The sequence below is a fragment of the Paracoccus benzoatiresistens genome, from assembly GCF_026913015.1.
Taxonomy (GTDB): domain Bacteria; phylum Pseudomonadota; class Alphaproteobacteria; order Rhodobacterales; family Rhodobacteraceae; genus Paracoccus; species Paracoccus benzoatiresistens.
The window spans coordinates 1-8061 of record NZ_JAPTYD010000101.1 but is presented as its reverse complement, the minus strand read 5'-3'; the positions used below and the strand labels follow the sequence as shown (position 1 = coordinate 8061).

The window sequence follows — 8061 nt, the reverse complement described above, 5'->3', positions numbered from 1 at the left end:
ATGTCGTCTCGTCTCATCCGCCGAACATGTCACATTCGACCACAGGAAGGAATCTTCTGTTAGGCGGTGAACACTAGTCGGTCAGCCAGAAATGCCTGCTCATGATCCCTCCCAATTGGGAGGGCTGCATTATGCGGCCTGAACAGACTCAAACAGGTTTATGGGTGCTGGCCTTAACCTGTAGTCGACGGCAATGACTTCTGTAAATTTGTCTATCCCAAATCGTGCGGCTTGCGCTTTTCCGCCTCAACCTTTTGCAGGATCAGGTCCGCCAGTTCATCAACAAAAGCATCTTCATGCTCGGGACCTGGCCATTCTTTGTAAAGTGTCTCGTTCAGCAATGGGTAATTTTCATCTACAGAAAACCCAAAATCTTTAATTGGTAGAATGCGACCGGCGCGGTTTACGTTTGCCGCGATAGCGGAGTTCAGTTCCTTGTTGGGCCATCCCTTCCGGGCAAATGACTCTGAAAGGAAGGGAATAAAAAAGCTGGACTTCAAGAGGCCGTGGTTAATTTTTGCGGTGATCGAATCACCCCAGGCTATACTGGCCTCATCAAAGAAAACTGAAACGCCGAGGCTATCTAGCTTATTCTTCAGCTTTCTTATTTTGGGCTTATCTTCACTAGCGTGTGAAAGAAAAACGTCAAATTCGCGGACCATGTCTGCGCTCCTTAATACCCACTCTGGGCCTGCCATCCCGGATACAACGGCCATCTTGCAAAGCTTCGCAAGAACGCTGTCATCCTTACCTCTAACCTGGCGAACATAAGACAACCATCCGCAGAGGAAATTCCAAAAATGCTCAGGTTTAGCCTCAGCTCCAATCCATAACTTCGCTGCTTCACTTGCTCCGAACTTGCGTGCCGAATGAAGAACCATTCTTAATCTTGAAATATCACGCCTCTGTATGTTGGCGCGGCTATTAACCACAAGTCCAGTAACTTCCTGACGTTCTCTTTTGAAAGATATTCTCGTCTTTTGATTGTTTATAGAAAAACCTGAACTTTTAAAAGCAGCGTTTAACTGTGCGCTAAGATCTACCGATCTCTCTCCGTTCAAAGGCTCCCATCCTCTTACGAGAGATGCTGGAACTTCTCTTCTACTTGATGAGAAAGTTATATCATCTGCATATCTGGTATACTTCAGCCGATTAGCTGAAGCTATTTCGATCAATCTTCTATCAAGATTATTGGCTACTAAATTCGCAATAATCGGGGATGTGCGCGCGCCTTGCGGTAGTTGATTGTTGTAGGTTGTTAGTCGGGCGAGAATGGTTGAAACGCGATCGTTGAAATTAAAAAGGTTTGACATGAACAATCCGCGCACCCTCGGGAAAGTGATGCTGGGATAAAAATCTTCGATGTCTATGTTCAGGATCCACTGCTGCTTCTCGTGGTATCTTGCGTTTTCCAGGAAGGACCGACCCTTAGTGTATCCCATAACATATGGTTTTCTGTTGGACTTTTCCTCCAAAATGGCTGCGAGCCTGCTTTGGGCTAGACCAAGTCCGCGCTGAGGTGCGGCAATGTTTCGATAACCGCCGCGCTTTTTCGGAATTTGAAAACTCCGATAGTAAGTTCCGTCGTCGGCATGCTGAACCACATAAAATAAGTAAGATGGCTTCATTCCGAGAGCGGAGGCAACGTCCTGAATTGAATGTGCATATTCTAGTGAGAATAGCGCATTGATCTTGAAATCAAAGGTGGAGGCTACCTTGTCATCAGGCATTTAGGCTTGACCCTCGCTCTTTACCACCCAGAGGAGCTAAAAGGGCAAATCGCCCAGCCGCTGGCCATTATGGACTTCCGTTTCAGCGAGTAGCCGTGAATTCACCGGCCCCAACTAGAGGGTCAAGCCTCGAGAATCAATATTTTGCGAAGCGCAGCTTTGTCAATCCCTAAGGTTGCATTGGCCTTTGCAGGATCGCTTTTCGGTTCACGCCCTTGCTTTCTCTTATCCTTGGGAGCGGGGCATACCAAGACTGGTGAGTCGTTATAGATGCATAGAAGATGCTCATGTCAGATCGTAGTCCGGCAACCGTTCAATCGCGTCGGCTTTCGTCTTGATTGTGATATCGCCGTAATTGTCGCCGGCAGTCCGAGGCGCGTGGCCCTGGATCGCGTCCAAGACACGATCTTGTATTCCCACCTCCCGTCCAATGGTCTTGAGTCGATGTCGCCAGCCGTGCGAGGGCTGGATACCCTCAGGGACAAGCTTGTTCTCTTGCAGCCACTCGCCAAGCCGGTTCGCCATCTTCTTCGCGTAGTAGGTGAATTTGGCAGGGTCGGTGGCATTGTGAAAGAGGGGACCATCAGGAGCGCTTTTCAGATAGTCCAAGAAGCCTAGCGCGATGATCTGGCGATGTAGGGGAACATCACGCCATTGGCCCGTCTTTGTGCTGCCTGCCTCCGGTGTGATCCGAGCGACATGCACGTCACCTTCCTTTCGGACATCAGCTTTACGTAGCTGGGTGATCTCAGCAACGCGGGCGCCCGTGAGTGCACATAGCAGAGGAACCCACCGCTTCGCGGCTATCACGCGAGGGCCTTCCAGAACCTTTCCGTTCGATCCGGTCTTTGGTTGATATGCGAGAGATGCTTTCAGCACCTTGATCGCCTCGGGCGTCGTGTAGCCTTTTTCGCGGTTCTGCACCTTCTTTGGTGCCGCAATGCGCAAGCCAACCGCTGGATCAGTCGGGATCCTGTCCTTCTCATATGCCCACCGAAACAGGCTGCGAATCGTTGGCAGATAAACCTTGCTGACGGTCGAGGGGTCACGCTCAGTGACAACGTAGTCCAGCCAGTCGGCTATGTCCTTCTTCGCGACCTTGACCGCATTGTCATGGCGCAGGAAGGTGGTCAGGCTGTTGACGGCAAGCGCTTGCCGCCGTCCGTTGTCCTTCATGGATCCGAGTAGTTGACGACTTTTTACGTAGTCGTCCCACAGGCGCTTGATACTAACCGGGGCAGGGGTATCCACAGGCGGCTGTGCATTGACGATCAAGGGGTGCTCTGGCTGGCCGGTGAAGTCGCCCTCGTCGCGTTCCACAACCCGCGATAGCGCTTCATATTCCGCCACGCACAGAGCGCGAGCAATCTGACGCCATTCGTCAGTGCCGGGCTGTGCAGTCAGGTTACCGAGGTGGCGAAATCGTTCAATCTGTGCTCCGACAAGGTCAGCCAAGTTTACATCGTTCAAGCGACCGGCCATGCCGTCGCGCAGTCGCTGCACCATCAGATCATCGATCGATATCGAGGCATATAGTGGATCGTTCCGCAGCAGATCGTCGAAGGCAAGGCGCTGAGCATAGTGGCTGGCAGCAATCTGATTATAAGCCAGCGGATACCGGCCTGGCTGAACCTTGACTGCGCCGCTGGCTGTTACCTGCCGCTCGGCCACTGCCAGTTCGTGCTGGAGGGCTGCGACAGCGCCGGGCAGATGCTTCATAGCCGTGCGAAGGTCAGGGCCAAGCGGGGTGCGCAGTTCGCTCTTACCGACGATTTGGCGCAGCTCCTTCGGCACCACCAAGCGCGCAAAGAATCTGCCGTTGCGGTTCAGTAGATATCGGGTTTTGCCAGCCATGTGCGGGGTCCGGTTTGTAACAGATTTTGTAACACCGAAACGACCAAAGCCCCTGCAGCGCAAGGGCCTTTTTGCACATCAACAGCTTAGCAGGGAAAAGGTGAGAGGCTGGACAACGACCCAAGCGGGGCTCGTTACGGCTGCTTCCTTCCGGACCTGACCGGGTTGGCGAGGCGCCTGCCCGCGCCAACCTCTCGAGGCGCTAGATAGTCCCTTTGCAGGGGCGTTGCAAGCCCGTCACAGATAAAGTCGCACCAGGGCAAAGCCCCTGTCCGTCTGGCACACATGCTCCATCCGCCGCCCCAAGCGGGCGACCGCCCTGGGCAGCAGGGGCAGGCCGGCGGGGCCGGTCTCGAACAGGACCGAGGTGCCAGGCATGGGGGCGAACTGCCAGGCAGGGGCGGGGTCGATCGACACCCGGCGGCGCTGGCGCAGATAGTTGCGGATCACGTCGCGCGTCTGCGGGCCGGGCGGCACAGCAAGGGTCTTGCCCGTCGTCAGGCCCGCGAACAACCCGTATTCGGCAAGGCGATAGGAATTGGTCGCCAGCACGAAGCGATCGCTGTTGCCGACCGGGCGCCCGCGCCAGGTCAGGTCGCGGATGCGGCTGCTGCCGGTAGCGGCGCCGTCGGCCGTAAAGCCGGCGGGCTGCGACAGGTCGATCCGCCAGCGCAGATCCTCGATCACGTCGAACTGATAGGCGGGAAAGCGCGGATCGGCCAAGGGCTGGTCGGGGCCACCGGGCGTGATCTGGTTGAACAGGCTGGCCGAGCGTTCCAGCCAGCCGCCAAGCTCGGCCCCGCTGACCGGCAGGGCGCAGATGCGGTTCGGAAAGGAATAGATGTCGGTCAGGTTGCCAAGCCGCAGGCGCCCGGCGGAGACATCGGTGTAATGGAACGGCCCGCCCCGCCCGCCGGCGCGGAAAGGGGCGGCGGCCGACAGCACCGGAGCCCCCTCCAGCGCCGTCCCGCGCAAGCTTCGGCGGACGAACCAGCGCTGCGCCATGTTCACCAGCGTCAGGGCAGGATCAATCCCGACCAGCGAGAAATAGCTGCTGATCCGTTGTTCGCTGCTGCCGATGCGCGTGCCCAGGTGGGACAGCGTCAGGCGATGCGAGGGCGCGACGGCGCGCAGCACGGCAGGGGCGGGGGGAAGATGGTCGCCCACGGGCTCGCAATGAGAGGTCGCGCGGGTCAGGCGCCAGGCGGAGCCATTGCGGGCCATCGACAGTTCGATCACCCCCAGGTGAGAGCCGCCAAATCCCGGCATCACGGCGGGCTTGCTGCAGAGTGTTCCATGGGTCGCATCGACCCCCGCCGCCAGGGTGGCGGTTCCGGGAAAGACCTCGTGCGTATGGCCGGCGACGATGGCGTCGATGCCGTCAAGCGCCGCCAGTTCGGCCGCGACATTCTCGGCCCCCGGAGGGGCGGGACGGGGGGAAATCCCGCTATGGGCCAGGGCGATGACCAGATCCGCGCCTTCGGCGCGCATGTGCGGGACGACCCGCTGCGCAGTGGCAAGGATGTCGTCGCAGGTCATCTGTTCCGCCAGATCCCGGTCCCAGGCCGTGGTCTGCGGCGGCAGGAAGCCCACCAGCCCGATGCGCAACGTGACGGGGCGACCGGTCTCGGACAGGACCTGCTTTCGCAGGATGGCATAGCGGGGAAAATCCGCGCGTCCCCTGACCCGCAGGTTGGCGGCCAGCAAGGGAAAGCGGGCCTGCCGTGCCGCCGATTGCAGGACATCCAGGCCAAAGGCGAAATCATGGTTGCCGATGGCCGCGGCGTCATAGCCCATGAGGTTCATGGCGGCGATGGCGGGGTGGTCCCTGCCGCCCGACAGGGCGGCGACGTCCCCCAGCGGCGTCCCCTGAAGGAAGTCGCCATTGTCCACCAGCAGCGTGTTCCGGGCCGTGCGCCGATGCCGCTCGACCAGCGATGCCACCTGCGCCAGGCTTCCCCGCCCGCAGGGCCGCCCGGCCAGATAGTCATGGGGCAGCAGCTTCATGTGCATGTCGGTCGTGGCCAGGACGCGCAGCACGACCGTTTCGGACAGGTCTGCCGGCGGAAGAACGGAAAGCTCGACCACGCCTGTTCCGTTCGGCATTCGCCACCCCAATCCAAGGCCGCCCAAGGCGGCCATGCGCCAGCCGCATCAGAGTATCGGCCCGGACCGGCTCTCTCAACCACAGATTGTCGGCGGGCGAGGTTAATTCATTTGCATGTGCAAAACAGTCACATTACCCTGCCGGAAGCAGCAGGCTTGGGTCCGGTTTACCGGAGTTGGCAGACCAATAGCTTCCCCGCACGGTTGAATCTGTTGCTGTCGTCGAATTATGAAACGCACAGGTTGCGGCTCGTCTCGCCGCAGGCATGCTTCGGATGGCCATTCAGGAATGAAATTTTCAACCCGCATCGATACCGACATTCCCGCAAGCGATCTTTTCCACATTGCAGGCGACTTTTCCCGCAGCGAGCGTGCTTTGGCCGCCCGTGGCGTTCTGGTTCGCCGGATCGACCCTGCGCAGGAACCGGGCACGGGACTTGGCTGGGAGATCGATTTCAACTGGCGCGGCCAGCGCCGGATGGTCCGGCTGGACGTGACCCGCTTCGATCATCCCTCTCATATCACGCTGGACGGGCATTCCGACCAGTTCGAACTGTCGATCAACATGACCGTCCTTGCGCTGAGCCGCGTCAAGTCACGCCTTCTGTTCGAGACCGAGGTTCGCCCCCGCAGCATGCGCGCCCGGCTGTTGCTGCAGACGGCCAAGCTGGGCAAGTCGCAGCTGGATCGCAAGTACGACCAGCGGATCACCGATTTCCTGACCCATCTTCGCGCGGCCTAGGCGGCGCGAAGCTGCGCCTCGCGCAGGGGGTCGGCGGGATAGACGCCCAGCATCTCCATCGATGACGTGAAATAGCGCAGTTCCTCCAGCGCGCGCTGCAGCGCCGGGTCCTCGGGGTGGCCCTCCACATCGGCATAGAACTGCGTCGCGGTGAAGACGCCATCGACCATGTAGCTTTCCAGCTTGGTCATGTTGATGCCATTCGTCGCAAAGCCGCCCAGGGCCTTGTAGAGCGCGGCCGGAATGTTGCGGACCCGGAAGACGAAGGTCGTCAGCATGCGTTCGGCCCGGCGCGTCATGTCCGCCTGCCGCCCCATGATCAGGAAGCGGGTGGTGTTGTGGTGGTGATCCTCGATGTCGCGGGCCAGCACCTCCAGCCCGTGGATATCGGCGGCCAGTTCACTGGCCATGACACCTTCGCCCGGCGTGCGATCGCGCGCCAGGTCGGCGGCGGCGCCCGCGCTGTCGGCCGAGGCCGTGGCGGTTATCCCGTGCCGCGTCAGGAAACCGCGCGCCTGCGGGATCAGCACCAGATGCGCGCGGACGTGGCGCAAGTCCTGCAACCGGGTGCCCGGCAGCGACATCAGCGCGATGCGGACACGCACGAACGCCTCGTCGATGATGCGCAGGCCGGATTCGGGCAGCATGTGGTGGATGTCGGCCACCCGGCCATAGGTCGAGTTCTCGACCGGCAGCATGGCCAGGTCGGCCTTGTGGCTGCGCACGGCCTCGATCACGTCCTCGAAGGTGCGGCAGGGCAGGGCCTCCATGCCGGGACGGGCCTTGCGGCAGGCCTCGTGGCTGTAAGCGCCGAGCTCGCCCTGGAATGCGATGCGGTTGGTGCTGGTCGTCATGGCCCGCTGTCCGAATTTTGACTGGTCGTCGGGTAACTATACCTTGATCCTTCAAAGTGAAAGCGGATAGATACCCGACGAATTGACGAGCTTACCAATGCGGGGATCGCACGCGATGTTCAACACCATGACCGTGACCAAGGCCGCCGGGGCGCTGATCGGGGCGCTGCTGTTCCTGATGCTGGCCAACTGGGCGGCGGGATCGCTGTATCACGTGGGCGCCGCCCATCACGGCGAGGGCGAGGAGGTCGCACAGGCCTATACCATCCCTGTCGAGGAAGCCGCGGGCGGCGAGGAAGCTGCCGAGGAGCAGATCGACTTCGCCGCGCTGCTGGCATCCGCCGATGCCGCTGCGGGCGAAAAGGACTTCGGCAAGTGCAAGGCCTGCCACAAGCTGGATGGCACCGATGGCGTCGGCCCGCACCTGAACGGTGTCGTCGGGCGCGAAGTCGCCGCCGTCGCGGGCTTCAGCTATTCCCCCGCCATGGTCGAGCACAAGGCCGAGGCGCCCCAGTGGACGCCTGAGGCGCTGCAGGAATTCCTGGCAAACCCCAAGGGCGTCGTGGCGGGCACCAAGATGTCCTTCGCCGGCCTGAAGGATCCGCAGGACCGCGCCGACATCATCGCCTATCTGCAAAGCCAGCAATAGGGTTTGCATCGGAACAGACCGGAAGGCGCATCCCTGGATGCGCCTTTTTTTTTGGAGGTGTCCGCATATCGTGTTGGTAGTTTCGTGAAAGTGCAGACGGACTAAGATTACCTCGCATTTCCAGCG

The 8061-nt window shown here is 59.9% G+C and carries 6 protein-coding genes and 1 other RNA gene; 2 read left to right on the top strand and 5 right to left on the bottom strand.

From position 1 onward, the window contains the following. Window positions 1–212: 212 nt before the first annotated feature. The 4 genes from OU682_RS23040 to OU682_RS23025 all read right to left on the bottom strand — a co-directional run bounded on the left by OU682_RS23040 (window position 213) and on the right by OU682_RS23025 (window position 5672). Window positions 213–1730, bottom strand: coding sequence for a TIR domain-containing anti-phage reverse transcriptase (locus OU682_RS23040; protein ID WP_268944526.1), 1518 nt, complete (start codon window positions 1728–1730; stop codon window positions 213–215). A 285-nt stretch (window positions 1731–2015) separates the two neighbouring features. Then, window positions 2016–3584: a site-specific integrase gene (locus OU682_RS23035; protein ID WP_268944525.1), complete on the bottom strand. Its 1569-nt coding sequence runs from the start codon at window positions 3582–3584 to the stop codon at window positions 2016–2018. A 99-nt stretch (window positions 3585–3683) separates the two neighbouring features. Beyond that, an RNA gene (gene ffs, locus OU682_RS23030) (signal recognition particle sRNA small type) lies at window positions 3684–3780 on the bottom strand. Between the two features lie 41 nt (window positions 3781–3821). After that, window positions 3822–5672: a bifunctional 2',3'-cyclic-nucleotide 2'-phosphodiesterase/3'-nucleotidase gene (locus tag OU682_RS23025; RefSeq protein ID WP_268944524.1), complete on the bottom strand. Its 1851-nt coding sequence runs from the start codon at window positions 5670–5672 to the stop codon at window positions 3822–3824. A 307-nt stretch (window positions 5673–5979) separates the two neighbouring features. On the opposite strand from OU682_RS23025, the gene OU682_RS23020 reads away from it, so the two are divergent. Beyond that, window positions 5980–6432 carry a hypothetical protein gene (locus OU682_RS23020; RefSeq protein ID WP_268944523.1) on the top strand — a complete coding sequence of 151 codons (453 nt, stop codon included), beginning with the start codon at window positions 5980–5982 and terminating at the stop codon, window positions 6430–6432. Here the strand turns inward: OU682_RS23020 and OU682_RS23015 are convergent. After that, on the bottom strand, window positions 6429–7286 hold the full coding sequence (locus OU682_RS23015; RefSeq protein ID WP_268944522.1) for a prephenate dehydratase: 858 nt from the start codon (window positions 7284–7286) through the stop codon (window positions 6429–6431). The two genes, OU682_RS23020 and OU682_RS23015, sit on opposite strands and share 4 nt — an antisense overlap. A gap of 115 nt (window positions 7287–7401) precedes the next feature. Here OU682_RS23015 and OU682_RS23010 point away from each other — a divergent pair, with 115 nt between their 5' ends. Beyond that, window positions 7402–7935, top strand: a complete 534-nt coding sequence (locus OU682_RS23010; RefSeq protein ID WP_268944521.1) for a c-type cytochrome — start codon at window positions 7402–7404, stop codon at window positions 7933–7935. The last annotated feature ends 126 nt before the right edge of the window (window positions 7936–8061 follow it).